23 protein-coding genes and 1 pseudogene are annotated in these 24945 nt (G+C 64.9%); 11 read left to right on the plus strand and 13 right to left on the minus strand.

The features are described 5' to 3' along the window. Positions 1 to 19: 19 nt before the first annotated feature. Positions 20 to 1117, minus strand: coding sequence for an LPS export ABC transporter permease LptG (gene lptG, locus I6F21_RS03795; RefSeq protein WP_225140269.1), 1098 nt, complete (start codon positions 1115 to 1117; stop codon positions 20 to 22). Then, positions 1114 to 2280: an LPS export ABC transporter permease LptF gene (lptF, locus tag I6F21_RS03800; RefSeq protein WP_225140270.1), complete on the minus strand. Its 1167-nt coding sequence runs from the start codon at positions 2278 to 2280 to the stop codon at positions 1114 to 1116. Before lptF ends, lptG begins: the two co-directional genes overlap by 4 nt. 338 nt (positions 2281 to 2618) lie before the next feature. Here lptF and I6F21_RS03805 point away from each other — a divergent pair, with 338 nt between their 5' ends. The 3 genes from I6F21_RS03805 to I6F21_RS03815 all read left to right on the plus strand — a co-directional run bounded on the left by I6F21_RS03805 (position 2619) and on the right by I6F21_RS03815 (position 5218). Beyond that, positions 2619 to 4118 (plus strand): leucyl aminopeptidase, encoded by a 1500-nt coding sequence (locus I6F21_RS03805; RefSeq protein WP_225140271.1) that lies wholly within the window; start codon positions 2619 to 2621, stop codon positions 4116 to 4118. Between the two features lie 6 nt (positions 4119 to 4124). After that, complete coding sequence (locus I6F21_RS03810; RefSeq protein WP_057028976.1) at positions 4125 to 4577, plus strand: DNA polymerase III subunit chi; 453 nt, start codon at positions 4125 to 4127, stop codon at positions 4575 to 4577. Between the two features lie 158 nt (positions 4578 to 4735). Continuing rightward, positions 4736 to 5218, plus strand: coding sequence for a hypothetical protein (locus I6F21_RS03815; protein ID WP_081494469.1), 483 nt, complete (start codon positions 4736 to 4738; stop codon positions 5216 to 5218). A gap of 71 nt (positions 5219 to 5289) precedes the next feature. Here I6F21_RS03815 and I6F21_RS03820 read toward each other — a convergent pair. Together I6F21_RS03820 and I6F21_RS03825 are read right to left on the minus strand one after the other, a co-directional pair. Further along, positions 5290 to 5724, minus strand: a pseudogene (locus tag I6F21_RS03820) (hypothetical protein); the annotation flags it as partial. 23 nt (positions 5725 to 5747) lie between these two features. Beyond that, a complete protein-coding gene (locus I6F21_RS03825) occupies positions 5748 to 6116 on the minus strand; it encodes an antibiotic biosynthesis monooxygenase family protein (protein ID WP_036000602.1) in 369 nt (122 codons plus the stop codon). Between the two features lie 97 nt (positions 6117 to 6213). Here I6F21_RS03825 and I6F21_RS03830 point away from each other — a divergent pair, with 97 nt between their 5' ends. Then, entirely contained in the window at positions 6214 to 6684 is a 471-nt protein-coding gene (locus I6F21_RS03830) for a MarR family winged helix-turn-helix transcriptional regulator (RefSeq protein WP_109143994.1), read from the plus strand. 116 nt (positions 6685 to 6800) lie between these two features. Here I6F21_RS03830 and I6F21_RS03835 read toward each other — a convergent pair whose 3' ends face one another. Then, complete coding sequence (locus I6F21_RS03835) at positions 6801 to 7691, minus strand: hypothetical protein (protein WP_225140272.1); 891 nt, start codon at positions 7689 to 7691, stop codon at positions 6801 to 6803. 412 nt (positions 7692 to 8103) lie between these two features. Between I6F21_RS03835 and I6F21_RS03840 the strand changes: the two genes are divergently transcribed. Then, complete coding sequence (locus I6F21_RS03840) at positions 8104 to 9069, plus strand: tripartite tricarboxylate transporter substrate-binding protein (RefSeq protein ID WP_036000623.1); 966 nt, start codon at positions 8104 to 8106, stop codon at positions 9067 to 9069. A gap of 134 nt (positions 9070 to 9203) precedes the next feature. Here I6F21_RS03840 and I6F21_RS03845 read toward each other — a convergent pair whose 3' ends face one another. The 3 genes from I6F21_RS03845 to I6F21_RS03855 all read right to left on the minus strand — a co-directional run bounded on the left by I6F21_RS03845 (position 9204) and on the right by I6F21_RS03855 (position 11778). Continuing rightward, positions 9204 to 11063, minus strand: a complete 1860-nt coding sequence (locus tag I6F21_RS03845; protein ID WP_225112272.1) for an ABC-F family ATP-binding cassette domain-containing protein — start codon at positions 11061 to 11063, stop codon at positions 9204 to 9206. Positions 11064 to 11109: 46 nt separating this feature from the next. Continuing rightward, positions 11110 to 11283: a hypothetical protein gene (locus I6F21_RS03850; RefSeq protein WP_167361656.1), complete on the minus strand. Its 174-nt coding sequence runs from the start codon at positions 11281 to 11283 to the stop codon at positions 11110 to 11112. Positions 11284 to 11496: 213 nt separating this feature from the next. Then, positions 11497 to 11778 (minus strand): sulfur globule protein precursor, encoded by a 282-nt coding sequence (locus I6F21_RS03855; RefSeq protein WP_225140273.1) that lies wholly within the window; start codon positions 11776 to 11778, stop codon positions 11497 to 11499. Between the two features lie 305 nt (positions 11779 to 12083). On the opposite strand from I6F21_RS03855, the gene ndk reads away from it, so the two are divergent. The 4 genes from ndk (at position 12084) to I6F21_RS03875 (ending at position 17332) form a co-directional block, all read left to right on the plus strand. Next, positions 12084 to 12506, plus strand: a complete 423-nt coding sequence (gene ndk, locus I6F21_RS03860) for a nucleoside-diphosphate kinase (protein ID WP_036000620.1) — start codon at positions 12084 to 12086, stop codon at positions 12504 to 12506. A 41-nt stretch (positions 12507 to 12547) separates the two neighbouring features. Beyond that, on the plus strand, positions 12548 to 13408 hold the full coding sequence (locus I6F21_RS03865) for a TerC family protein (RefSeq protein WP_225140274.1): 861 nt from the start codon (positions 12548 to 12550) through the stop codon (positions 13406 to 13408). A gap of 750 nt (positions 13409 to 14158) precedes the next feature. Beyond that, positions 14159 to 16090, plus strand: a complete 1932-nt coding sequence (locus I6F21_RS03870; protein WP_225140360.1) for a TonB-dependent siderophore receptor — start codon at positions 14159 to 14161, stop codon at positions 16088 to 16090. Between the two features lie 117 nt (positions 16091 to 16207). Then, positions 16208 to 17332, plus strand: a complete 1125-nt coding sequence (locus I6F21_RS03875) for a PepSY-associated TM helix domain-containing protein (protein ID WP_036000582.1) — start codon at positions 16208 to 16210, stop codon at positions 17330 to 17332. Between the two features lie 4 nt (positions 17333 to 17336). Here I6F21_RS03875 and ppx read toward each other — a convergent pair whose 3' ends face one another. The 4 genes from ppx to I6F21_RS03895 form a co-directional block, all read right to left on the minus strand. Beyond that, entirely contained in the window at positions 17337 to 18839 is a 1503-nt protein-coding gene (gene ppx / locus I6F21_RS03880; protein ID WP_225140275.1) for an exopolyphosphatase, read from the minus strand. A 15-nt stretch (positions 18840 to 18854) separates the two neighbouring features. Beyond that, the gene (locus I6F21_RS03885) at positions 18855 to 21044 is read right to left on the minus strand and encodes an RNA degradosome polyphosphate kinase (RefSeq protein WP_036000566.1); all 2190 of its coding nucleotides are present in this window, start codon (positions 21042 to 21044) and stop codon (positions 18855 to 18857) included. Between the two features lie 146 nt (positions 21045 to 21190). Then, the gene (locus tag I6F21_RS03890; RefSeq protein WP_036000575.1) at positions 21191 to 21868 is read right to left on the minus strand and encodes a DnaA/Hda family protein; all 678 of its coding nucleotides are present in this window, start codon (positions 21866 to 21868) and stop codon (positions 21191 to 21193) included. 92 nt (positions 21869 to 21960) lie between these two features. Further along, complete coding sequence (locus I6F21_RS03895) at positions 21961 to 22503, minus strand: CDP-alcohol phosphatidyltransferase family protein (protein ID WP_025035876.1); 543 nt, start codon at positions 22501 to 22503, stop codon at positions 21961 to 21963. Between the two features lie 156 nt (positions 22504 to 22659). Here I6F21_RS03895 and purM point away from each other — a divergent pair, with 156 nt between their 5' ends. Beyond that, positions 22660 to 23733: a phosphoribosylformylglycinamidine cyclo-ligase gene (purM, locus tag I6F21_RS03900; protein ID WP_036000563.1), complete on the plus strand. Its 1074-nt coding sequence runs from the start codon at positions 22660 to 22662 to the stop codon at positions 23731 to 23733. A 14-nt stretch (positions 23734 to 23747) separates the two neighbouring features. Beyond that, the gene (gene purN, locus I6F21_RS03905) at positions 23748 to 24401 is read left to right on the plus strand and encodes a phosphoribosylglycinamide formyltransferase (RefSeq protein ID WP_036000572.1); all 654 of its coding nucleotides are present in this window, start codon (positions 23748 to 23750) and stop codon (positions 24399 to 24401) included. An 87-nt stretch (positions 24402 to 24488) separates the two neighbouring features. On the opposite strand, the gene I6F21_RS03910 is transcribed toward purN, so the two are convergent. Beyond that, positions 24489 to 24695 carry a cold-shock protein gene (locus tag I6F21_RS03910; protein ID WP_027576280.1) on the minus strand — a complete coding sequence of 69 codons (207 nt, stop codon included), beginning with the start codon at positions 24693 to 24695 and terminating at the stop codon, positions 24489 to 24491. Between the last annotated feature and the right edge of the window lie 250 nt (positions 24696 to 24945).

The following is a 24945-nucleotide window of genomic DNA, read 5'->3' on the forward strand; positions in this document are numbered from 1 at the left end:
CCTCGGCGGACGGCAGTCACTATCCGTCCTCCTGATAGAGCAAGGCCAAAAAGCCGGTGAGGCCGCCCACCACAACGGGCAACCACGCCGCAGCGATCGGATGCATCAACTCAGCCTTGCTCAAGTCCTCAGTTACTTTCGACAGAACGTAGAGCAGAAAGCCTGCGCCCACGCCACTCAAAACCATCTTCTGCACGCCGCCCATCCGGAAGAAGCGCAACGACACGGAGGCCGCGAGCATCACCATGGCTGCGAGCAAAAACGGCTGCGCCAGAAGCTTCTGATACTGGAGTCGGTATCCCGCTGTCGCGAAGCCCGAGCTTTCGGAGGAGCGGATGTAGCTCGGTAGTTGCCAAAAGGACACAGTCTCGGGGGTGGAAAAGCTGTTGCGGACCTGCGCCTCGGTCAGCGTGGTCGGAATCTCCAGGGTGGCCTGGTCGATCGGCGGTCCGTCCAGCGAGAAGCGGCGGACGCCCTTGAACAGCCAGCGGCCGGCATCCAGCGTCGCCTCGCGCGCCTCGACCCGCTCCTTGAAGTGCTGGTCCTGGTCGAACCGGAACAGCGTCAGCCCGGTCAGCCGGATGCCCTGCTGCTCGCTGCGCGCCGCATTGATGATGGTCTGCCCGTCGCTGGTCATCTGGTTGAGCCAGAAGCCGGAGGCGTCCTGGATGCCGCCGCCGGGTGCGGAGCCGAACAGCTCGGCCTCCATGCGCTTGGACAGCTCGCGCAAATTGGCCGACATCGGATTGTAGGCGACGGTGGCGATCACGCCGATCAGGAGCGCGCTGCCGAGCGCGGGCGCGATGAACTGCCAGGCGGAGATGCCCGCGGCGCGCGCCACCACGAGCTCGAGCCGGCGGGAGAGGGCGAGATAGCAGGTCATGGCGCCGATCAGCATGCAGAACGGCGTCAGCTTCTCCAGGAGCTGCGGCACCCGGAACAGCGAGGTCTCGGCCACCATGATCGCGGAGGCGGATGCAAGGCCCGAGGTCTTGCGCACCATCTCGATGTAGTCGACCAGCACCAGCAGCAGGAAAATGCCGCCGAAGACGCCGAGCGCCGCGACCACGAAGCGGCCGGCGAAATAGCGCCCCAGTGTGTTGGTGAGCATGCTCATGCGGTGGCCGGACGTCCGAACAGCCGTGCGATCCGTGCGTTCGACCGGTTGATGGCCTCCATCAGGCCGGGAGGCGGCTCGACCACGACACCGCGGATGATCATCCACAGCCCGACGCCGATGGCGCCGAAAACCATCGCATATTGAGCCAGCACCGCGCCCGGCGACTTCACCGTCATCACCGAGCAGGCGAAACCGGCCATGCGCAGGCCGAACACCGCCACGATCGAGGAGGCGATGGAGAAGTTGCGGCTCTGGCGAGTGGTGCGCGGCGCTCCGAGAAAGGCAAAGGTCAGCACCGCAAAGGCGAACGGATACATCGGCGCGAGCAGGCTGTCATGCAGGGCCGCGCGGAACTGCCCTGGAATCTGCTTGTAGACGGGATCGTTGTCGGATGGCGAGAACAGCTCCCAGAGATAGCGCTCACGGATGCCGAGGGTGACGTCGCGGCCCTTGGCGAATTTCGACATGTCGAAGCCGTAGCGGCCGAAGGCCACGAGCGCCGGATCGCGCTTGCCCGCCTCGAAGCGCTGGAGATTGCCGGTTTCCAGCACCAGGAACGAGCCGGTCTCGTTCTTCACGACCTCGCCGTGCTCGGCGACGATCGAGACGCGCTCGTTCGGATCGCGGCGGTCGTCGATGAAGATGCCGGCGAGGATGCCGCCCGGTTGGCGTTCGCGAATCCGGATCGTGAGGTTCTCGTCGAGCCGGGCGAAGCGGCCGGGCTGCAGGATGTTGGTGAGCACGTCCGCGGTGATCTCGGCATCCCACTGCTTGATGCGCCGCATCCCGTCTGGGGCGAGATAGGCCGCGATGAAGGCGACCAGCAGCGCCACCACGCAGGTGGCATAGAAGAACGGAACGAACAGCCGGATCGGCGAGAAGCCGGCGGCATTCATCACGATGATCTCGGAATCGGTCGCGAGCTTGTTCAGTGTGTGCGAGATCGCGATCATCAGCGCGATCGGCGAGATGATCAGGACCAGGGCCGGGATCACGAGGCTGGTGATGCCGAGGAAGGTGAGGATGGTCTGACCCTGGCTCGTCATCAGGTCGATGCCGCGCAACGCCTGCGTAATCCAGATCACGCCGGTTAGGCTGACCAGGACCAACGCAAACGACGCCAGCGTCGTGCGGAAGATATACCTATCGATCGACCCCATGCGCTACCGCACGAATTCCCACCAAGCCCCAATTCCGATCGGAATTCCGGCTGCCCAACCAATCCCCGATCAGGGGATCCCCAAGGTCGGCCAACAGCTCTTCCGCCAGTTCATCCTCTCACTACCATCCCTTTGATCCGTCAACAAAATGGCTGCCCCGTGGCACCCTCATCATATGGTTAATATTTCGCTGTTGTGGCGTGGGGGCCACGGCGGAGCTTGGCATCTGCCGGGCGGGTGGCCCATAGTGGGGGACGCCTCAGTGAATCGCCGTTCAGCTGCGGTTGTGGCTGGAACGCCCGAACGACGAAAAGCCCCATCTTTTGGAGGAGTTATCCATGTCCGATGCCATCAAGGTCGGCTTTGTCCCGCTGTCTGCCGCCCCTCGTGGCATCCTGGTCGTGTTCTGCGACGACGGCCTGAAGCTCGGTCCGGCGACGGTCAAGGCCCTCGGCGGCGCTGCCGAGATTGTGAAGCGCGCGGCGGCTGCGGCCGCCTTCAAGGGCAAGAGTGGTGCTGCGCTGGACATTCTGGCGCCGGAGGGGGTGAAGGCGACCCGGCTGATCGTGATCGGCGCCGGCAAGGCGACCGGCCTCAAGGCCAACGATTTCCTCAAGTTCGGCGGGGTGGCGGCCAGCAAGCTGCCCGCCGGCACCAGCGCCATGACCATCCTGGCGGAGCTGCCGGGTGGCGCCCTGACCAGCGAGCAGGCGGTTGCGATCGCCTCGGGCCTGCGCTTACGCGCTTACAAGTTCGATCGCTACAAAACCAAGAAGAAGGACGGTGAGGAGGGCGGCGCGCGCGCCGACGTCTCGCTTGCGGTCGGCGATGCCGGTGCGGCGAAGAAAGCGTTCGCCGCGGCCGGCCATGTCGTCGACGGTGTGATCATCGCACGCGACTTCGTCAACGAGCCGCCGAACGTGCTTTTCCCGGAGGAGTTCGCCCGCAGAGCGGGTCAGCTCCGCAAGCTCGGCGTCAAGGTCGAGGTGCTCGACGTCAAGGCGATGCAGAAGCTCGGCATGGGCGCGCTGCTCGGTGTCGGCCAGGGCTCGGCGCGGCCGAGCCGCACCGTGATCATGCGTTGGGACGGGGCCAAGAAGGGCGAGGCCCCCATCGCCTTCGTCGGCAAGGGCGTCTGCTTCGACACCGGCGGCATCTCGATCAAGCCGGCCGGCAGCATGGAGGACATGAAGGGCGACATGGGCGGCGCGGCCTGCGTCGTCGGCCTGATGCATGCGCTCGCCGCGCGCAAGGCGAAGGTCAACGCGGTCGGCGCCATCGGCCTCGTCGAGAACATGCCCGACGGCAACGCGCAGCGGCCGGGCGACATCGTCACCTCGATGTCCGGCCAGACCATCGAGATCATCAACACCGACGCCGAGGGCCGCCTCGTGCTCGCCGACGTGCTTTGGTACGTCGCCAAGAAGGTGAAACCGAAATTCATGGTGGACCTTGCGACGCTGACCGGCGCCATCATGGTGGCGCTCGGCACCGAGCATGCCGGCATGTTCTCCAACAACGACGAACTGGCCGACCGGCTGCTCACGGCAGGCATCGAGAGCGGGGAGAAGGTCTGGCGCATGCCGCTCGGCCCGGAATACGACAAGCTGATCGATTCCCAGTTCGCCGACATGAAGAACACCGGCGGCCGCCATGGCGGCTCGATCACCGCCGCGCAGTTCTTGCAGCGCTTCGTCGACGGCGTGCCCTGGGCCCATCTCGACATCGCCGGCACCGCCATGGGCGCGCCGAAGACCGACATCAACCAGAGCTGGGGCAGCGGCTACGGCGTTCGCCTGCTGGACCGCCTGGTCGCCGACCATTACGAGCGCAAATGACCCGACATGACTGAAGTGCTGTTTTACCATCTGCAAAACATGACGGTGGAGAATGTGTTGCCGCCGCTTCTCGAGAAATCGCTCGAGCGCGGCTGGCGCGTCGTGGTGCAGTCGACCTCGGAGGAGCGCGCCGATGCGCTCGACTCGCACTTGTGGACCTATCGCGACGATTCATTCCTGCCGCACGCGACATGGCGGGTGAACGATGTGGCCGACCAGCCGATCGTGCTGGCGATCGAGGGCGGCAATCCCAACGGGGCCAATGTCCGCTTCCTGGTCGACAACGCCGCGCTGCCGGAGGACGCGCAGGGCTATGAGCGCATGGTGCTGCTGTTCAACGGCGACGATCCCGACGCGCTTGCGCTCGCCCGCACCGCCTGGACGGATTGCAAGGCGCGGGGATTTGATGTCACCTATTGGCAGGCCGACGACCGCGGCCGGTGGCAGAAGCGCAGTTAGCCGCAATTAATGATAATTTGCACTTTTCGGGCGATGCTGGCTTCGGCCACCTTCATGCCGCAAAGGGATGTTGGGACAATCGCTTAGGGCTGGTCCTTCACGTGGGGAATTCGTTTATCGTGCGACATCAAAAGCTTCCCGGCTCGCTCTTGATTGCGTTGGCTGCCGTAGCACCGCTGGTCGCGGGCTGCGCGGGCGGGGCCGATTTGCTGTCGAAGGATGCCGAATGGTTCCAGAAACCCGGCCGCCTCTTCATCAAGAACATCTCGATCGAATCGCCGCCGCTGACCCCCGACAAGCCGGTGCGGGCTGAGGATCTCGTCAGCGCCGACGGCGCCTGTCCCGGCATGGCGCCGCCGCCCGGACCGGCCGATGCCAATGCCTCGACGACGCCCGCGCCGATCGGCGGCACGGTCGCGCTCGGCCACACCGAATGCGACGTGGTGCGCGGCATCGGCGCGCCCTCGACCGTCAACCTGTCCAACGACGCTGGCGGCCGCCGCGTCGCCGTCGTCACTTGGACCACTGGTCCGCGCGCCGGCATCTACACGTTCACCGCCGGACGTCTGTCCTCGATCGAAGGCAATCCGGACCCGCAGCCGGTGCCGAGGGCGGCCAAGGGGAAGAAGAAGCAGGCATAGGCGGGGATCACTTCCGCAGCAGTGAAAGAATCTTCGCGGATCGGCTTGGTGCTCAAGCGATCAGGCTCGCGAACGCGGAAACGGCCCTTCATCTTGAGGCCGTCACGCATGTTGAGACCGAGCAGAACGATGTTCGCTGCTCCGGCGGCCAGCTCGAGAGCCTGCACGGCGTAGAACGTGGTGTCGAACTCCGCGGCCTTCGCCTTGGAGGCAAGAAACAACGCGGCGGGAATCAGAATCAGGATGCCGTTGCCGGCAATGAACGGCATGCGTTTGATCTTCGCACCGATCAGGCCGGCGCGCCGCTGCTTTGCCAGGACGAATCCCGAGCCTCCCGTCGCCGCAAGCATCGGAATGAGCAGCAGGAAGCCCCACGGTATGGCGGTCTTCACCATGGCTATGGTCTCGTGTGACGCAAACAGCTCGGTGAGAGCCGTGGAAAGCCAGAAAGTCGCAATGGTGATCAGTGCGACCGCTCCCGCGACTGGGTGGATGATCTTGGTCATGGGTCTGCCGTTTTCGAAGCGAGCTACGCGACGCAGATGCCGGGCACCGCGACTTTCTGGAACAGGTGCGGGGAGGCGACCGCGGATGCAGGGTAAGCCGAGATCTTCGACCTGAACTCGGGGTGCGTGAACGCAGCCCGGAAGTCGGCATTCGTCTGCCAAACTGCGTAGTTCAGATACGTGGGGCTTTCGCCGATCGCCCGATGAAGTTGGGTGGAGATGAAGCCGGGCTGCCGCTTCATGAAGGCGGCATCGTCCTGCCAGACCTGGAGAAAGCTTTGTTCGTCGGCCTTGTCGAGCGTGAACAGATTCACCAGCACCAAAGGGCCGGTGTCGATGCCGAGCTGACGCTCGATGGGAAAGTCAGGGTCCAGTGGGCGTAAGCGTGCCATGACGAACTCCGTCGAGATGGTTTTATGATGTCAATATGGTACTATATGCAATCTAGTAATTTGACATCATGATGTCAATAACTGTCTATGGTGACGGATGCGGAAATCCCAACGGACGCCGGCCGGCGATGCCCTGACGAACCTCATGCTTGACTTGTTCCGGCTGAACAGCCTGCTCCTGACCGCAGGGGACCGTTTGGTGGCCCCGCTCGGGCTCACCAGCGCCCGCTGGCAGATTCTCGGCGCCATCGTGCAGGCAGAGCGACCGCAGCCGGTAGCCTGGCTCGCCCGCGATCTCGGCGGCAACCGCCAGAACGTGCAGCGGATCGTCAACGACCTCCATGCGGAAGGCCTCGTTGCCTTCGAGGCCAATCCGCATCACCGCCGCGCACAGCTCGTCGTCCTCACCGACAAGGGGCGGCGCGCTTTCGACGCCGCCATGGCTTTGCAGATGCCGTGGGTCAACAGCCTTTCCGAAGGGCTTGCGGTCAAGGATCTGCAAACGGTTCATCGCATCGTCGCGGCACTGCGGACGAAGCTCGAGAGCGAAGCCGAGGCGCAGACGTGAGGTGGGCGATGGCGAGGCCGTGTGCAGGTCGCATGTCCTCCATCGAAGGCAATCCGGACCAGCAGCCGATGCCGAGGGCAGCCAAGTCCGAAGAGGAAGCAGACGTAAGGTAACGGCTACGGCCGTCCCTTCATTGCATCTTCGAACAACAGGATCTGACCGCTCAGTCCCCTGAATGTAGTTTTCTCGGGCCAAATTTTCTCGAGCTCGCCGAGCAGATGGCGGGTGAGCGGCTTCCAGTCCCAACCCGACCTTAGAGAATAGATGCTGAGGGTCATGCCTTCATCCGCACGAGTAGGATGGATACGAGCGAGCCACGGCTCGTCGTCCACGCTGATGCTGATTCCGGCATCGTTGCACAGGCTTACGCTCCGCCATATGACGTTTCCATCCTGGCTGTGTACGTCGCGCCGAATTGATAGCGCTTGCGCTTGACCGAAGTCGGCGAAGGTTTGCTCGAGTTTTTTCCATTCTTCGGGCGGCACCCTTAGATTTGCATGGACTTGTAGTCGGACGGGCGTGCGGCTGTCCCGGAAGAGATTGTGGCAGCTTTTGTCTCTTACGACGACCGGCAGGACGAAGACGCCGCATGTCAGAAGGACGGCTGCAGAAACGACACGCCATGATCGTTCATCAGACCCGGATATTCGTATGGCGGCCCAAAAGGTGAGGCCGCCAACAAGGCCCAACGAACCCAGGAGTCCTAAGGTGCTGACGTACTCGATCCAACCAAACGGGGGTGGTGCGCCGTTGAACCAATTGATCGTTGTCGGCGTGCCGCCACCGATCATGGAAATCAATGCTAGGACTCCGAATGGCATTGCCCCGACGGCGAAACCTCCGAGAGCGCAGGCCGCAATCCCGACGTGCGATCGCTTGCGGCTGATGAGAAGATAGAGGGGAAGACCGAGCAGCACTGCGTGCGCCGTTGCGACCATGAACGTCGTCATGGTCAGGTTCAGGCCTTGCGTGATCACGACGATATTGATCGTCTCTTCGATCTGCATGAAAGATGGGATGACGAACGCAATGGTCGCAGCGAACGCCGCAAGTAGAGCCGCAGCCAATAGATGCAAATGCCGCTGAAATCGCATGTCGAGTGGTGGACCAGATTGTCGTGATCCCACAACTGACAACTTAAAGCATGATGCGGAAAAAGGGCGAAGCGGTTTTCCGGAGAGTTCATGCGCAGCGAACAGCCAAAAGCGTGACAGCTCAGGATCTCGTCGCGCATTAGCGCACCGCCTGATCAATTGCCGGCTGCTTGCCACGGGCCCGGTCGCAGTCGCTCAGATATCCGTCTGCGTTGGTGGCCCGACCATAATCGTGATCGCAACACTCCTGCTGACGTCGCTTTCGTGATGGCCGCGCGCCCCGGAATGCGCTTTGATGGCGCAAACAACAATCCGGAGGAAACTAATGCGGTTCATAGCCCTCGTATCGGCGCTGCTTTTGCCGCTCGGTGCGGCATTCGCCCAGGACTATCCGACCCGGCCCATCACCATGCTGGTTCCATTCGCGGCGGGCGGGCCGACCGACACCATCGCGCGCCTGACCGCGGCCGGCATGGCGAAATCGCTGGGACAGCAGGTCATCGTCGAGAACGCGACCGGTGCCGGCGGCACCATCGGCACGACCCGCGCTGCGCGCGCCCAGCCGGACGGCTACACGCTGCTGATCCATCACGTCGGCATCTCGACCGCGGCGACGCTCTACCGCAACCTCAGCTACGACACCAAGACGGCCTTTGCGCCGATCGGGCTCGTGACCAACGCGCCGATGACCATCATTGCGCGGCCCGATTTCCCGGCCAACACGCTCAAGGAGCTCGTCGCCTACGCCCAGCAGCAGGGCGACAAGCTGACCTACGCCAACGCCGGCCTGGGTGCGGCCTCCCATCTGTGCGGCATGCTGTTCATGACCGCGATCCAGAAGCAGCTCACCACGGTGCCCTACAAGGGCAACGGCCCGATCATGAACGACCTGCTCGGCAAGCAGATCGATCTCACCTGCGACCAGGCGACGAACACGACCGGGCCGATCACGGCCAAGCAGGTCAAGGCCTACGCGATCACCACCAAGGAGCGGCTGAAGAGCCTGCCCGATCTGCCGACGGCCGACGAGGCCGGCCTGAAGGGTTTCGAGCTCGGTGTCTGGCACGGCATCTATGCGCCCAAGGGCACGCCGCCGGCGGTCGTTCAGAAGCTGACGGCGGCGCTGCAGACCGCGCTCAAGGATCCCGCGCTGATCGCCCGGTTCAACGACATCAACACCGAGCCGGTCCCGCAGGACAAGGCGACACCGGAGGCGTTGGGCGCGATGCTGACCAGCGAGATCGACCGCTGGGCGCCGATCATCAAGGCCGCCGGGCAATACGCGGATTGAGCTATTGCGTCCCGCCGGGCTTGAAGGCCGAGCGGGCAAAAAGCAGCTTGTTCAAAGGCTCGCTTGCCGGTGCCATAGTGCCGGTACTGTGCATGGGGTTGTTTTGCACGTTTGGTTGGAGTGCGGTGGAGACGTTAGCCCGCCGCCTCGTCGAACTGCGCGCTCGCCTCGAGCCATTGCTCCTCGGCGCGTGCCAGCGCGTCGGCGGCATTGGCACGCGCCTTGGACAGCTGCGCCGCCTGCTTGGGATCGCGCGTAAAGATGTCGGGCAAAGCGAGTGCCGTGTCGATCTTGGCGATGATCTCGCTGACGCGGGCGATCTCGGCCTCGGCTTCGGCGATGCGCTTCTTCAGCGAGCCGCGATTGTCCGCTTTCGGCCGCTGCGGCTTCTCAGGCGGCGCACTGCGCTCGCGCGGGGCTTCCGCGTTGCGCGTGGACAGCACCAGGCGGCGATACTCGTCGAGATCGCCGTCGTAATTGGTCACGGTGCGGTCGGCGACGATCCAGAGCCGATCGGCGCAGGCCTCGATCAGATAGCGGTCGTGCGAGACCATGATCACCGCGCCGGGAAACTCGTTGATCGCTTCCGCGAGCGCGCCGCGGCTGTCGATGTCGAGATGGTTGGTCGGCTCGTCCAGGATGATCATGTTGGGGCCGAAGAAAGTCGCAAGCCCCAGCAGCAGGCGCGCCTTCTCGCCGCCTGACAATTTGCCGGCCTTGGTGTCGGCCGCCTTGCCGGAGAAGCCGATCGCGCCGGCGCGGGCGCGCACCTTGGCTTCGGGCGCATCGCCCATCAGCTTGCGGACGTGGTCGTAGGCGGAGGCGTCCTCGTTGAGCTCGTCGAGCTGGTGCTGCGCGAAATAGGCGATCGACAGCTTGTCGGCGCGCGTCACCTTGCCCGAGAACGGCGCGAGCCGTCCCGCGAGCAGTTTTACAAGCGTCGACTTGCCGTTGCCGTTGGCGCCGAGCAGCGCGATGCGGTCGTCGTTGTCGATGCGCAAGGTGACGCGGCCCAGCACCGGGCTCGCCGGGTCGTAGCCGACCGAGGCGTTGTCGACGGCGATGATCGGCGGCGACAGAATCTTTTCCGGCGCCGGGAAGCTGATCTCGCGCACGTCCTCGGTGACCAGCGCCGTGATCGGCTTCAGCCGCTCCAGCATCTTGACGCGCGACTGTGCCTGCCGGGCTTTCGAGGCCTTGGCCTTGAAACGATCGACGAAGGACTGCAGGCGAGCGCGCTCGGCCTCCTGGCGCTTGACCGCCTTGGCGTCGAGCAGCTCGCGCGCGGCGCGCTGCTCCTCGAAAGAGGAGTAGCTGCCCTTGTAGAGCGTGAGCTTGCCGCGCTCGAGGTGCAGGATCTGGTCGACCGAGCTTTCCAGGAGGTCGCGGTCGTGGCTGATCACGATCACCGTGCGCGGATAATGCGCAAGGTGATCCTCCAGCCATAGCGTGCCTTCGAGGTCGAGATAATTGGTGGGCTCGTCGAGCAGCAGCAGGTCGGGCGCCGCGAACAGCGTTGCCGCGAGCGCAACGCGCATGCGCCAGCCACCGGAGAACTCGGCGCAGGGGCGGAGCTGATCAGCGGCGGAGAAGCCGAGGCCGGAGAGAATCGCAGCCGCGCGGCTCGGCGCCGAATGGGCGTCGATGTCGACGAGGCGGGTCTGGATCTCCGCGATGCGGTGCGGGTCGGTGGCGTGCTCGGCTTCGTTCAGCAGCGCGTCGCGCTCGAGGTCGGCCTTGAGCACGACCGAGATCAGGCTTTCGGGGCCGTTCGGCGCTTCCTGCGCGAGGCTGCCGATGCGCCAGCGCGGCGGCAGGGTCACCGAGCCGTGCTCGGCCGCGAGCTCGCCGCGGATCACCTTGAACAGCGTCGACTTGCCGGTGCCGTTGCGTCCGACCAGGCCGACGCGCGATCCGGGCGTGATCTGCACGGAACTCTGGTCGATCAGAAGGCGTCCGGCGAGGCGGATGGAGAGGTCGGTGATGGCGAGCATGCGGCCTTGTCACCGCAAGGCGCGGCGAACGCAACTCGTTTTTGCGTTAGTGCGTCTCGCGTTCGCGCCGCTGCAGCTCGTTCAGGAGCTGCTCGAGATGGGTCGGAAGGCGCGGCTCGGGCCGGAGGCTCTGCTGCAGCCGTTCGCCCACGGCATCGCAAATCGAGCGGCTGGTGCGCCGGTCGATCTGTTCGCTGTCATTGGCAAAAAGCCCAGCCATCGCAAGGTTCCGTGTTCTCGAAGTAAAGACACGGTACCAAGTCATTGCCGGCGAAATGGTTTCGCTGGCTTTGGGGAAAGCCGGGTATTCTCGTAAAAATTGTATGAGCGGCGCTTTGTACGCTCAAGGCAAAGCCCCGGCGAGGGGGGCGCCGGGGCTTCTCTTGGAAGGTACCTGGGGGGCTTAGGTAGCCTTCGGAAGGTGCTGACGGATTCAGTAGCAGCGGTTGATCAGCCGCCAGCGGGGTCCCCAGGGGGTCGGGACCAGCCGGCGCACATAGCAGCCGCCATAACCGTAGGAGACGGGACCGCCGGCGTAGAAGCGCGGTCCGCCCCAGCCATGGCCGTGGTGATGGCCGTGGTGATGGTGCGCGTGCCCGTGGTGCCGGCCACCGCCATGCCCGCCGCCTTGCCAATGAGCGGAGGCCGAGGTCGGCGCCAGCGCAGCTCCCAGCGCGGCTGCGGCGACAGCGGCAAGCGAAAGTTTCCTCAACATGGTTATCTCCTGAAGACTGCCAGCGCGGGGCTATCGCGCCGATGGAAAGGCCGCCGAAACGGTCCGCCTGAGGTCAGGCTTCGGTTTCGATGGGCCCAACCTTACGCCGGGGAAGCTGAACCGGATCCTGACAGCGGTTTCAGATTGGGTTCATCTGGGTGAAATTGTCGTCATCCAGCGGATCGGGAGCCATCCCCTCGCGGAAACCGCCTATGAGGCTGTTCCGCGGTCGCTTGCCGTCCGGCAAAGGCGCCGATATAAGCCCCGCAACCCCGAACCCCCGCTTTCTCCCCAAGGACAAGATCATGGCCATCGAACGCACTTTCTCGATCATCAAGCCCGACGCGACCGAGCGTAATCTGACCGGCGCAGTCAACGCCGTGATCGAGAAGGCGGGCCTGCGCATCGTCGCGCAGAAGCGCATCCGCATGACCAAGGAGCAGGCCGAGACCTTCTATGCCGTCCACAAGGCGCGCCCCTTCTTCGGCGAGCTCGTCGAATTCATGACCTCCGGCCCGGTCGTGGTTCAGGTCCTGGAAGGCGAGGGCGCGATCGCCAAGTACCGCGAGGTGATGGGCGCGACCGATCCGTCCAAGGCCGCCGAGGGCACCGTGCGCAAGCTCTACGCCAAGTCGATCGGCGAGAACTCGGTGCACGGTTCGGATGCGCCGGAGACCGCCGCGATCGAGATCGCGCAGTTCTTCTCGGGTAACGAGATCGTCGGCTGATCCAGTCGGCAGACTAGAGGCGACGGGCGAAGGGACTCATTGTGGACTGGCTCTGGCAGATCTTCGATCCCGCTACGATCGGGAGCTTCTTTACCCAGTTCCGCAACGAGATGGCCGCACCGACTTTCTGGATCGCGGTCGGCAAGATCATCTGGATCAACATCCTGCTCTCCGGCGACAACGCGCTGGTGATTGCGCTCGCGTGCCGCGGTCTGTCGCCGCGGCATCGGCTCTGGGGCATGATCTTCGGCGCCGGCGCAGCGGTGATGCTCCGGATCATCTTCACCGGCGTCGTCGCTACCCTGATGGAGCTGCCGTACCTCAAGCTGCTCGGCGGCCTTGCGCTGATCGTGATCGCGGCAAAGCTCCTGGTGCCGGAGAACGAGGACGAGAACGACGTCGACGCTGCCGCGCATCTGTGGCACGCCATCCAGATCGTCGTGGTGGCCGACATCGTCATGAGTCTCGATAACGTCATTGCTGTCGCTGCCGCGGCCAATGGCAGCGTGCCGCTGCTGATCCTCGGCCTTACCATCAGCGTGCCGCTGATCGTCGCCGGCGCCGCGCTGATCATGGCACTGCTCACAAAGCTCCCGGTGCTGGTCTGGGCCGGTGCGGCGCTGCTCGGCTGGATCGCGGGCGAGGTGATGGCGACCGATCCCGGGGTCACGCCGCGGCTGCACGCGCTGTTCGAGGGGCCGTTCGGCGCCTCGCTCGACGCCATGCTCGGGGTCTCGCGCATCCCGCCGCAATTCGGCCATGGCGGGGCCGGCGGCGAGTATTTCTGTGCTGTGATCGGAGTCGTCGTCGTGCTGGTGGTCGGCACCATCTGGCGCCGGCGCAGTCTCACCGCGGCTGCCCTCGAATCCTCCGAACGGCACGCCAAGGCCTCCACGGAGTGACGTTGAAGCGCTGATCGGTGCGGCCGCCCCTCCAGCGATGAGAGGCGTCCACATCACTGAGGCGCTTCCCGCGTTGGCAGGACGCGAGCGATCACCGGCCACGGGTTCGGCCGAATCCTCCCATCATTGCATTCGTATGACCGGCGCGCATCACGCTTCGCGAAAGCTCGCGTCGCGCGCGCGTGCGCGCGGGCGTTGCGTGGAGAGTGGTCGTTCGCAACCCTCACGCGATTTAGACCTTGTCTTATTATAAACTACTAAGATTCAAGGGTGCTTTCGTTGACTCGACGAGGGTTCCCACGGCACCTCGCCCCGACGTTCATGTTCATGAAATCGGAAGGTGCGATGTCGTCGAAAGTGTTTTCTCGTCCTGTTGCCGTTCTTGCCGCTCGCATCAAGACGCTTCTGACGTGCGCCAGCCCGAGAGCCTTCACGGTTTCCGTGGTCTCCATTGCCTTGTGCAGCGACGGCGTCCTGCACGCCAGCAGCGCGCAGAGCGCTGCGCCCCAGGCCGCGGGGGGAAGCACGTTGCCGGCGGTGACCGTCACCGCAGACGCGCCGAAGCCGCGCGCGCGTCCACGAGCCAATCCAGTCAGGAGGGCGGGCCGCGGCGCGCCTGCGAACGAGCGGGCCAAATTGCAGGCGGAAGGCACCCCGACGGCTGCGAGGCCCGGTGCACTGCCGCGGACCTACGCAGGCGGGCAGGTGGCACGTGGAGGCCAGGTCGGCTTGCTCGGCAACAAGGATTTCATGGATACGCCGTTCAACATCACGAGCTTCACGGCGAAGAAGATCGAAGATCAACAGGCGGTCACCGTCGCCGATGTCGTCACCAACGATCCCTCGGTCCGTTTCACCGGCCAGACCGGCGGCATTCTCGATTCCTTCTTCATCCGCGGCTTTCCGATCGGGGAAGGCAATGTCGGGGAAATCGCCTTCCACGGCGTCTATGGCGTTGCACCGAACTACCGCGTGTTCACCGATTACGTCGAGCGCATCGAGATCGTCAAAGGCCCGACCGCGCTGCTCTACGGGATGGCGCCGAACAGCAGTGTCGGCGGCACCATCAACATCGTTCCGAAGCGTGCCGGGGATGTCGATCTCACGCGGGTCACGACTGACTACGCGTCAAACACCCAGCTCGGCACGCATCTCGACGTCAGCCGGCGGTTCGGCGAGAACCGCGAATTCGGCATTCGCGTCAATGGCAGCTATCACAACGGCGATACGCCGTTGGACAATCAGTCCCGCGAGGCGCATGTCGGCTCCGCAGCGTTCGATTATCGCGGCGAGAAGTTCAGGGCCTCGCTCGATTTCATCGATCAGGAGGAAAAGTTCGACGCGCCGACGAGACCGTTCCTGGTCGCAACCGGCGTCGCCGTTCCGACCGCGCCGGTCGGACGGCGCAACGTCACGCAATCCTGGGAATTTGCCAAGGTTCACGACAACTCGCTTCTGGCGCGCGCCGAATACGACGTGACTGACGCAGTGACGGTGTTCGCCAATGTCGGCGGCGGCAGGACCCAGGTCGACCGTCTGTTCGGGACGCCGACGATCCTGAACGCGGCTGGCAACACCACGTCGACACCGGGACGATTCAAGTTCGACATCGACAGGAACGTGGCCGACGTCGGCGTGCGGGCCCGAATCGAGACTGGCGCGATCAGTCATGCCGTGAGCTTGCAGGGGAGCTACTACGGGGATGAGATCTCGCGGGGCTCGGTGAACGGCACGGCGGTGTCGTCCAACATCTATGCGCCGATCGCCCGTCCCCAGCAGTTCGTTGCGGCTCCCGCGACCGTGCCGCGGCTGTCGGACACCGAGCTGACCGGCATTGCGCTGGCGGACACCATGTCGGTTCTCCAGGAGCGGCTTCAGCTGACGGTCGGCGTCAGGCAGCAGGGCGTTAGGTCGAACAACTACAACACCACCACGGGCGCCGTGAGCTCGGCCTATGACCAGACGGCGTTCACACCGATGGTCGGCGTGGTCGTCAAGCCCTGGAGCAACGTTTCGCTCTACGCCAACTATATCGAAGGGCTCAGCAAGGGCGATACCGCACCGACGACGGCGGCGAATCAAGGCGAGGTCCTTGCGCCGTATCTGAGCAAGCAGAAGGAAGCAGGCGTCAAGGTCGATTTCGGCACGCTCGCGACCACGATCAGCCTGTTCGAGATCACCAAGCCGTCGGGGCAGACGGGTGCCGGCGACGTCTTCCGGGCTGATCAGGAGCAGCGCAATCGCGGCGTGGAATTCACGGTGTTCGGAGAAGTGCAACCGGGCATTCGCGTTCTTGGCGGCGTGACGTTGATCGACGCGGAGCTGACGAAGACGAACACGCTGGCCAATCTCGGCAAGACGCCGATCGGAGTGCCCGAGGTGCAGGCCAATCTGTCCGCCGAATGGGACACCCCGTTCGCACCGGGGCTGACATTGGTCGCCAACACCATCTATACCGGGCACCAATATCTGAATGGGGCAAACACGCAGGTTGTTCCGGCCTGGACGAGGCTCGATCTGGGCGCGCGCTACACCACGCGCATCAACAACCGGCCAGTGACGGTTCGGGCCCTGGTCCAGAATGTGTTCGACACCAACTACTGGGCTGGCGTCGCGAGCTTCTCTGCGCTAGCGCAAGGCTCGCCCCGAACCCTGCTCTTGTCGATGTCGACCGACTTCTGAGCTTTGGCCTCCTCGGGCCGGCTGCGGAGCTGGATCGGGCGCAGACGACGGGTGCTCTGAATGGACCAAACAATCAGGGCACCACGTCGAGGCGGCTCGGCGCCCGCCCGATCCAGGATGATGCCCGGACGCGTGCAGCACGCGCTGCTGTGGGCGCACCGTTGGTTCGGATTGATCGGCGGCATCGTCGTGGTGCTGATCGGCCTGACTGGAAGCTTCATCGTCTTCTACCGGGAGATCGATGTCGCCCTGAATCCGGCGCTCTATGCGCCCGCCGGTCCGGAGCAGAGCGTCACGTTAGCGGAGGTGATGCACGCCGCCGCGGCAGCGGATCCCGCGCCGATCGCGACGATCCTGGCGCCAGACCGGACCTGGCCAGTCTGGATCGTGATCCATTCGCACGAGACCACGCCAGGCAGCTACCCGAACCGGTGGACGACTATGGTCGATCCTTCCAACGGCAAGGTGCTCGGGCGGCGTGACTACGCCAACGCGTTCGCGCTCAAGGTTTACCGTCTCCATTTCACGCTGCTGCTCTACGAGTTCTGGGGCAAGGAACTGGTCGGCGTGGCCGGGTTCGTGCTGCTCGGCTTGGCGGTCTCGGGTCTCTTCCTTTGGTGGCCGAAGCCGGGGCGATTTTGGCGATCGATCTCGGTGCGCAAGAACGTCTCGCTGCTTCGATTTGTTCTGGACCTTCACGGTGCGGCAGGCTTTTGGGCGCTGTCCGTGCTCTTGTTGATCTCGATCACCGGCGTCGGCATCGTTTTTCCCGACCTGGTGCGGCCCATCGTCGGCCTCGTGTCGCAGCCGACGCCTGATCGCTCGCCGCGAGTCGAAATGCCGCCTCCGGCAGGGACGCCGGTGCTCTCACCTGACGCGATCATGCGACGCGCGCAAGAGGTCAAGCCCGGTGCGACGGTCGCCATGCTCAATCCGCCGACCGCAACGCGCAACACCTGGCGGGTGCAATTCCGTCCTGATGGAGCTGATCCCGCGGTGCGGTCGCGTGGAGCGATCTGGCTCGATCCGTGGAGCGGCGCTGTGGTGCACGACCGCACGCCGGGCACCATGTCGATGGGGGACCGCTATCTCGCCGAGCAGCTCTGGCTCCACAATGGCGCGTCGTTCGGATTCGCAGGACGCCTGCTGGTGTTCGCGGCCGGCTTCGCACCGCTCGTCCTCTTCGTCAGCGGCGCGATGATGTGGCTCAAGAGACGGCCCGGGAGGATGAGGCCCGGCTGAGAGGTCAGCGCCTGACGATTGAACCGGCGCGGCCAACCAGGCGGGCGAGCTGACGGAAGCGGCTGCCGACGCGGTCGGCGACGAGGTCGCCGAGCCGGTGCTCGAACACCAGCATCAATTTGCGGCCCTGGCTGCGGAAATGCGTGGCTGGCAGGACGCCGGGACGTGCGGCCGAGATCAGATGCGCGACGCGGAACGCAGCGCCCAGGAGGCGCGCGCGTTCGAGCTGGGCCGGCGTCAGCAGCTCCTGCATGGTGACCGGCGGCTGGTTTTCCTCGCTGAGGCCGGCATAGCGATAGAACACCGACAGGCCGACGAAGGCGCGTTCGGTGTGGGTGATCGCGCCGAAATTGCCGTTGACGACGAGGCTGAGCGTCTGCTCGCCGCGATGATCGGGATGCACGCGCCAGCCGATGTCGGAGAGCAGGCACGCGGTGTGGCGGAGGCGGCGGTCCACTTCCGTCTCGCGCAGCTTGACGACGCGCACCAGGCGGTCGGTCCAGGCAATCAGCTCGCGCGCGTGCCTGGCCGAACGCGACAGCAGCTGGTTCAGCTCCTCCGCCGCGCAGATCAGCCCGTCCTTGTTGCGTTCGGTCTCGGGCAGCTTCTCGTGCAGCAGGCCCTCGCGCACGCCGAAGGTGGAGAACACGATGTTCTTTGGCTTCGCGACGCGGATGATGTGCTCGAGCACCAGCGCCGCATAGGTGAGGAGAGGGCGCCGCGCATCGGCGACGATCTCGATGTCGGCAAGCATGTCGGCGGCGGCGAGGCGCCGCAGGCGGCGCGAGAAGTCGAGCGCCTCGGCAGCCGGAATGGAATAGCCGTGCATCACCTGAAGCGGATAGCCGCTCTGGATGATGTGGATGCGCGCGAGCGCGCGCCAGGTGCCGCCGACGGCATAGAAGGTGCGACCGCGGCCGGCAGTGAGTAAGTGGACCCCGTCGATCTCGTCGCGCACGATGCGGTCGGCGCGCTTGAGCGATTTGTGGGCGAGGTCCTGCAGTGCGAGGCCGCCGAGCGGCAGCGTCACGCCGCTGCGTACGGCGTTCCTGCGCACGTCGATCAGCTCGAGCGAGCCGCCGCCGAGGTCGCCGACGATGCCGTCTGGATGGTGGATGCCGGAGATCACGCCGAGCGCGGACAGTCGTGCTTCGCGCGAGCCCGACAGGATCTCGATCTTCACCGCGCAGATCCGCTCGGCCCTGGCGATGAAATCGGGGCCGTTGGAGGCGTCGCGGCATGCGGCGGTCGCGATCGCGAACACGCGTCCGACCTTCATCACCCGGCACAGCGCGCGAAACCGTTTCAGCGAGGTCAGCGCCTTGTCGATGGCGTCGGGCGCGAGCAGGCCCGTGCTCTGCACCTCGCGCCCGAGGCCGCACAGCGTCTTCTCGTTGAAGATCGGGATCAGGCTGCGCGCCAGCGCCTCGTAGACGACGAGGCGGACCGAGTTGGAGCCTATGTCGATAACCGCGACGCTCGAGCCGCGCTTGCGCGGCCGCTTCACGTCGCAAATCCCCGATCAGGATTGATGACGTTCGTTCCGGCGCGTGAGACGACGCGGCGAGGATTCCTTGAGCGACTTTCCACGGCCAGACAGACTCGGATTCGTCATGAAGTAGTTGTGGACGTTGAAAGGCTCCTCGCCCTTCGCGGTCTTCATACGCGTTGAAGACCCATCCGGCAACAACTGCCAGCTCTGCTCATTGTCCTTCAGGTTCGCGACCATGATCTGTTCGAGAACCTGCTGATGCACCGTCGGATTTTGCAGCGGACACAGCACCTCGACGCGGCGGTCGAGGTTGCGCGGCATCATGTCGGCGGACGAGATATACACAGCCGCTTTCGCGCTCGGCAGTCCCTGGCCCATGCCGAAGCAGTAGATTCGGCCATGTTCCAGGAAGCGGCCGATGATCGACTTGACGCGGATGTTCTCCGACAGACCGGGAATGCCGGGCCTGAGGCAGCAGATGCCGCGCACCACGAGCTCGACCTGGACACCGGCCTGCGAGGCCTCGTAGAGCGCGTCGATGATGTCGGGATCGACCAGCGCGTTCATCTTCATCCAGACCGCGCCGGGACGGCCATGCCGCGCATGTGCGGTCTCGCCCTGGATGTGCTCGATGATGCGCTTGCGCAAGGTCAGCGGCGACACCGCCATTTTTTCCAGATCGCTCGGCGCGGCATAGCCGGTGATGAAATTGAACACGCGCGCGGCATCGCGGCCGATCGTCGGGTCCGAGGTGAAGTAGGAGAGATCGGTGTAGATGCGCGCGGTGACCGGGTGATAATTGCCGGTGCCGGTATGGACGTAGGTCGTCAGGCTGCCGCCCTCGCGGCGCACCACCATCGAGAGCTTCGCGTGCGTCTTCAATTCGAGGAAGCCGTAGACGACCTGCACGCCGGCGCGTTCGAGATCGCGTGCCCAGCGGATGTTGGCTTCTTCGTCGAACCGCGCTTTCAGCTCGATCAGCGCGGTGACTGATTTGCCGGCTTCGGCCGCTTCGGCCAGGGCGCGCACGATCGGTGAATTGTTGGAGGTGCGGTAGAGCGTCTGCTTGATCGCAACGACGTCGGGGTCGCGCGTGGCCTGCTGCAGGAATTGCACCACCACGTCGAACGACTCGTAGGGATGGTGGACGATCAGGTCCTTCTGCCGGATCGCGGCGAAGATGTCGCCGCCATGCTCGCGCACGCGTTCGGGGTGGCGCGGCACGTAAGGGGTGAATTCGAGGTCGGGCCGGTCGAGGCGGGTGAGCTGCGAGAGCTCGTTCATCGCCTGCACGCCGTCGACCAGGAAGATCTCGTCGTCGGCGGCGGAGAGCGCGTGCTGCACGAAGCTGCGCAGCTGCTCCGGCATCTTGGCGTCGATCTCGAGCCGGATCACCGATCCGCGGCGGCGGCGCTTCAGCGCGGTCTCGAACAGGCGGACGAGATCTTCGGCCTCCTCCTCGATTTCGAGCTCGGAGTCGCGGATGATCCGGAAGGCGCCTTGGCCGTGCAGATTGTAGCCGGGGAACAGGCGGTTGATGAACAGGGCGGTGGCCTGCTCCAGCGAGATCAGGCGCACCGTGCCATCCGCCGGCAGGCGGATGAAGCGGTCGATCTTGCCGGGCATGCGGATCAGCGCGTTCATCTGCTTGCCGTCGGCGGCGCGCGTGAGCTGCAGCGCGATGGTGAAGCCGAGGCTCGGAATGAACGGGAAGGGGTGGGCCGGATCGATCGCCAGCGGGGTCAGGAGAGGGAACACGTTGTGGAGGAAGTAGTCCTCGATCCAGGTTCGTTCCGCCTTTGTGACGTCCTTGCCGTCGACCAGCACGATGCCGACCTCGGCCAACGTGGCGCGCAGGTCGCGCCAGATCGCCTGCTGGTCGGAGGCGAGCTGGGAGACGGTGCGGTTGATCAGCGCCAGCTGCTCGGACGGCGTCAGGCCGTCGGGGCTGCGCTCGGCGATGCCCTCGCGGACTTGGGCCTTGATGCCGGCGACGCGAACCATGAAGAACTCGTCGAGGTTATTGGCCGAAATCGACAGGAATCGCACCCGCTCCAGCACGGGGTGGCTCGGGTTGACCGATTCCTCCAGGACGCGGCGGTTGAAATGCAGCCAGGACAGCTCGCGGTTGATGAACCGCTCGGGACTGGACGCGATCGCCGGAAGGCTCTCGGTTTCCGGGGCTTTCTCTTTCGTTTCAACAGCTTGCGCAGAGTCCATCAGAAGTCGGTCCATCCAGTTCACCCCAATTGCGACTCAAGCGCAAAAATCGGCGGGAGCATGTGTTAGAGCGATGACGTTTCGATGACATTGATGTTCCGCCCCTGCACCGCGTCAAGCGGACTTCGGGGAGGCCTGCGAGCCTGTCAGGCGTCCCGGAGCAGCTCGGCGGCCAGCGCCCGGGTGACGGGACGGCCGAGCCGCAGGGCTTCGCTGTCGAGCAGCTCGACGGCCCGCCGGGCGGCGGCCGAGGACCGTTCCAGGCGCGTCGCGAGGTAGCCGACCACGCTCTCGTCCACATTGAGCTGGCGGTCGGCGCAGAACTTGACGATGAGGCCGCGGAACAGCTGGTCGTCGGGCGGCAGCAGCGTGACCGCCGGAACGGCGCGCAGGCGCGAGCGCAGGTCGCGAAGCTCGATCGGAAGCGCGGCCGGCGCCTCGCGGCCGGTGAACAGGACGTAGGCGCCGTCCTCGCGGGCGAGGTTCATCAGGTGAAACAGGGCACGCTCGTCGAAGTCCCCAGCCTTGAGATCCTCGACCACCAGCGCGCCGGTGGCGAGCGCGCCGGGCACGTCCGTCGCGGTCAGCGCATTGGCGGTGGTCGAGCGGGCGCCGGCTTCCTCGGCCCAGATCGCGGCGAGATGGCTCTTGCCGCTTCCTTCCGGGCCCGCCAGCCACATGATCCGGTTCGGCCATTCCGGCCAGCCGTCGATGAGGCCTAGACCGGCCGCATTGGCGGGGCCTTCGAGGAAGTTGTCCCGGCTGAGGCTCTCCGCATGCGGAAGCGCAAACGCCAATTGTCGGGGATGAACGCGGCCTGCCACGCTTGCTCTGCTCCATGCCGGCGCGCCGGCCCGCTTGTAGAGATTCGACTTGATGGTGCGGGACTTGGCCTTTTGCTGGGCTGCTTCCTCGCTCATTTGGCCTCGATCGTGCTCATGTGCCGCAGCCACTCGACGAGATAGAGCGACACGGAGGAGAGCGTGAAGACCGTGACGAGACCCATCAGGATGATATCATAAGGCGCGGGCTTGAAGCCGAAGGCAAGCGCCGCCAGCACCAAAGCTGCGAATGCCACTTGTGCCACCGTGTTGAGCTTGGACACTTTCGACGGCTTCATCTCGACCGGCCGGTCGAACAACCAGGACACGATCACGGCGGCGACAATCATGATGTCGCGCGAGACCACCAGGATCACGATCCAGCGCGGGATCGCACCCCAGATGCCGAGCGCCATGTAGATCGAGACCAGCAGCGCCTTGTCGGCGAGCGGATCGAGCAGGGCGCCGAGCTCGCTCGTCATGTTGAAGCGCTTGGCCAAAAAGCCGTCCACGGCATCGCTGATGCCGGCGATCAGGAAGACGGCGAACGCCACCTCCATTTGGCTCGACACGATGGCCCAGACGATGATCGGGACCAGCATGATGCGGCCCAAGGTAATGATATTCGGAATACTCACGAAAGCGCTTCCCGGCACCGGTTCTGACCTCAAATCCGGCCCGTTGCAGGCTGAACCGGTTGATATGTCTACATAGTATAGCGGGGAGCGCCATGCGAGCCATTGCGCGTCCCCGGAATTCAACGTAACCAGCCGCAAACCCACTGGAAATCGGGCATGACCGACCGCAAAAACGGCCTCACTTACGCCGATTCAGGCGTCGATATCGACGCGGGCAACCGCCTGGTCGACCTGATCAAGCCGATGGTGCGCGCCACCGCGCGGCCGGGCGCCGATGCCGAGATCGGCGGCTTCGGCGGCCTGTTCGACCTCAAGGCGGCCGGCTTCAAGGATCCGGTCCTCGTGGCCGCGACCGACGGTGTCGGCACCAAGGTCAAGATCGCGATCGAGACCGGCCTGCATGGCGGCATCGGCATCGACCTCGTCGCCATGAGCGTCAACGACCTCGTGGTCCAGGGCGCCGAGCCGCTGTTTTTCCTGGACTATTTCGCCTGCGGCAAGCTCGATCCGGAGGCCACGGCCGCCATCGTCGCGGGCGTTGCGGAGGGATGCCGCGAATCCGGCTGCGCTTTGATCGGCGGGGAGACTGCCGAAATGCCCGGCCTCTACAAGGACGGCGACTACGATCTCGGCGGCTTTGCCGTCGGCGCCGCCGAGCGCGGTACGTTGTTGCCGCGCAAGGACATCGCCGCGGGCGATGCCGTGATCGGTCTCGCTTCGTCCGGCGTGCATTCCAACGGCTTCTCGCTGGTCCGCAAGATCGTCGAGCAGTCGGGCCTCGGCTTCGAGGCGCAGGCGCCGTTCGCGCCGGTGATGACGCTCGGCGGCGCGCTGCTGACGCCGACCAGGCTGTACGTGAAATCGTGCCTGCGCGCGATCCGCGAGACCGGGGCGGTGAAGGGGCTCGCCCACATCACCGGCGGCGGCTTCACCGACAACATCCCGCGCGTGCTGCCGAAGCATCTCGGTGTCGGCATCGACCTGGCACGCCTGCCGGTGCTGCCGGTGTTCAAATGGCTGGCGGCCCAAGCCGGCATCGCCGAGCTGGAAATGCTGCGCACCTTCAATTGCGGCATCGGCATGATCGCGATCGTCGAGCCCGACAAGGTCGACAAGGTCGTCGAAGTCTTCACCGACGCAGGCGAGACCGTGGCGCAGCTCGGCACCGTGATTCCGGCCGAGGGCGAGCACCGCGTCGTCTATAACGGCCACCTCGACATGGCGCTTTAATGACTGGCGCCGTGATGAAGCGCCGCGTCGCCATCCTGATTTCCGGGCGCGGCTCCAACATGGCTGCGCTGATCAGGGCAGCCGCCGCCGCGGATTTCCCGGCGGAGATATCGCTCGTCATCTCGAACAAGGCGGATGCGCCCGGGCTCGAACGTGCCAGAGCGAGCGGCGTGACCACCGAGGTGATCGAAAGCAAGCCGTTCGGCAGGGACCGCGCCGGCTTCGAGACGGTGCTGCAGGCCGCGCTCGACAAGCACGGCATCGAGCTGATTTGTCTCGGCGGCTTCATGCGCCTGTTCACGGCCGAGTTCACCAAGGCCTGGTACGGGCGGATGCTCAACATCCATCCCTCGCTGCTGCCATCGTTCCCCGGCCTCGACCCGCACGGCCAGGCCCTGCGCGCCGGCGTCAAGCTCTCCGGCGCGACGGTCCACTTCGTCATTCCCGAGACCGATGCCGGCCCGATCGTGATGCAGGGCGCGGTTCCCGTCAGCGACCACGATACCGCGGAGACGCTGTCCGAGCGCATCCTCGAAGTCGAGCACCGCATCTATCCCGAGGCGCTGCGGCTGCTCGCGGCCGGTAAGGTCCGCATCGAGGGCGATGTCTGCAGGACGGCGGGAAGCGCAGCGTCGGAGAATTTTCTGGTTGCGCCGGTGGCGCGCTGAAGAGTCGTCGCCGTTTCGGCGCCACAAACAAAATCCCCCGGCAGAGCCGGGGGCAACGTCATGATCGCTCGCATGCCGCGAGAGACATCAGGAAACCTTGAGGTTCTCCGCGGATGATTTGCCGCGGTTCTCCACGAGGTCGAATTCAACCACCTGGTTCTCGTTGAGGGTAGAGAGTCCCGCACGCTCGACGGCGGAGATGTGGACGAACACGTCCTTGTCGCTGCCATTCGGCTTGATGAACCCATAGCCCTTTGTCGGGTTGAACCATTTGACGGTGCCCTTTTGCGGCATCGCTCGTCTCCTCCACTAGATATAAAAACGACGCGGCCGCTTTTTCGCGTGCCACGCCACAAACGGGCTCCCGGAAGTCTGTTCGAGTCTTGAGGCGCAATGTCGCGAAACGCACAGCAAACGGCCAATTCCGATTGTGAACGTTATTGCAACATGAAATTCGCCGGCTAGCAAGCCGCGCGCGGATTTCAAGAGCAAGCCAGGTGCCTTCAAGCGCAATTTGCGACCTGTGGCAGCAGAACCACAATCG

It is taken from the genome of Bradyrhizobium sp. NBAIM03 (assembly GCF_020194055.1).
Lineage (GTDB): Bacteria > Pseudomonadota > Alphaproteobacteria > Rhizobiales > Xanthobacteraceae > Bradyrhizobium > Bradyrhizobium yuanmingense.

Excerpts from the sequence above, each read along its gene's own strand:
- lptG (WP_225140269.1), bottom strand. The coding sequence starts at position 1,117 with ATGAGCATGCTCACCAACACACTGGGGCGCTATTTCGCCGGCCGCTTC.
- lptF (WP_225140270.1), bottom strand. The coding sequence starts at position 2,280 with ATGGGGTCGATCGATAGGTATATCTTCCGCACGACGCTGGCGTCGTTT.
- I6F21_RS03805 (WP_225140271.1), top strand. The coding sequence starts at position 2,619 with ATGTCCGATGCCATCAAGGTCGGCTTTGTCCCGCTGTCTGCCGCCCCT.
- I6F21_RS03810 (WP_057028976.1), top strand. The coding sequence starts at position 4,125 with ATGACTGAAGTGCTGTTTTACCATCTGCAAAACATGACGGTGGAGAAT.
- I6F21_RS03825 (WP_036000602.1), bottom strand. The coding sequence starts at position 6,116 with ATGGCACGCTTACGCCCACTGGACCCTGACTTTCCCATCGAGCGTCAG.
- I6F21_RS03830 (WP_109143994.1), top strand. The coding sequence starts at position 6,214 with ATGCGGAAATCCCAACGGACGCCGGCCGGCGATGCCCTGACGAACCTC.
- I6F21_RS03835 (WP_225140272.1), bottom strand. The coding sequence starts at position 7,691 with ATGCAGATCGAAGAGACGATCAATATCGTCGTGATCACGCAAGGCCTG.
- I6F21_RS03840 (WP_036000623.1), top strand. The coding sequence starts at position 8,104 with ATGCGGTTCATAGCCCTCGTATCGGCGCTGCTTTTGCCGCTCGGTGCG.
- I6F21_RS03845 (WP_225112272.1), bottom strand. The coding sequence starts at position 11,063 with ATGCTCGCCATCACCGACCTCTCCATCCGCCTCGCCGGACGCCTTCTG.
- I6F21_RS03850 (WP_167361656.1), bottom strand. The coding sequence starts at position 11,283 with ATGGCTGGGCTTTTTGCCAATGACAGCGAACAGATCGACCGGCGCACC.
- I6F21_RS03855 (WP_225140273.1), bottom strand. The coding sequence starts at position 11,778 with ATGTTGAGGAAACTTTCGCTTGCCGCTGTCGCCGCAGCCGCGCTGGGA.
- ndk (WP_036000620.1), top strand. The coding sequence starts at position 12,084 with ATGGCCATCGAACGCACTTTCTCGATCATCAAGCCCGACGCGACCGAG.
- I6F21_RS03870 (WP_225140360.1), top strand. The coding sequence starts at position 14,159 with ATGGATACGCCGTTCAACATCACGAGCTTCACGGCGAAGAAGATCGAA.
- I6F21_RS03875 (WP_036000582.1), top strand. The coding sequence starts at position 16,208 with ATGATGCCCGGACGCGTGCAGCACGCGCTGCTGTGGGCGCACCGTTGG.
- I6F21_RS03885 (WP_036000566.1), bottom strand. The coding sequence starts at position 21,044 with ATGGACTCTGCGCAAGCTGTTGAAACGAAAGAGAAAGCCCCGGAAACC.
- purM (WP_036000563.1), top strand. The coding sequence starts at position 22,660 with ATGACCGACCGCAAAAACGGCCTCACTTACGCCGATTCAGGCGTCGAT.
- purN (WP_036000572.1), top strand. The coding sequence starts at position 23,748 with ATGAAGCGCCGCGTCGCCATCCTGATTTCCGGGCGCGGCTCCAACATG.
- I6F21_RS03910 (WP_027576280.1), bottom strand. The coding sequence starts at position 24,695 with ATGCCGCAAAAGGGCACCGTCAAATGGTTCAACCCGACAAAGGGCTAT.